Annotated in this window: 1 pseudogene; it reads right to left on the reverse strand. The window is 61.3% G+C overall.

The features are described 5' to 3' along the window. Positions 1-313 precede the first annotated feature (313 nt). Positions 314-610 (reverse strand): annotated as a pseudogene (locus AB4118_RS34090) (ribosome small subunit-dependent GTPase A); the annotation flags it as partial.

A 610-nucleotide genomic window follows, 5' to 3' on the forward strand; every position in this document is an offset into this window, starting at 1 on the left:
ATGCAGATCGGCACCGATGACTTCCTGAATCTGTTCCGAGCTATGTGCGCCGAAGACCGAGAGGCAACGATCATCGCCTTTTCCCAGGCGATTAAAGAGTGCATCAGCCCCGGAGAGGCAGAAGCTTAACCGCTTCGTCCCGGGCTAAGAGGTTCCGTGTTGTTTCCTCAAGGAACGTCGCCACGAGGAAGTCGTCGATCAGACACGATTGGCGGGTCCTGACGAACGCGCTTACGAGCTCGACCAAGACAAGAGGCTGGGAGTCCGCCCAGTTAAAAATGGCGCGAGTGGCTGAGGTTTGGGCTCGGCCGGATCAGACGCCCCGCCTACCGGCCCTCCCTCTCGACCACTTCATCTCCGGTGTCTTTGCCCTGTTCTCTAGGTCGAGCTTGCGCCAGCGTGCCAAACGCTCAGGGTCGATCACGCCCTTGGCAACGGCCTCATGGACCGCGCAGCCGGGTTCGTGCTCATGGGTGCAGTCGCGGAAGCGGCAGAGCGGGCTTAGTTCCGTGATCTCGGCGAACAGCGTTTCGAGACCAGACGCCGCATCGCTGACATGGAGCGTGCGCATGCCCGGCGTATCAATCACCCAGCCGCCGCAGGCAATCGC

Origin of the sequence: Allobosea sp. 2RAB26 (assembly GCF_052115465.1) — a bacterium.
Classification (GTDB): Bacteria; Pseudomonadota; Alphaproteobacteria; order Rhizobiales; family Beijerinckiaceae; genus Allobosea.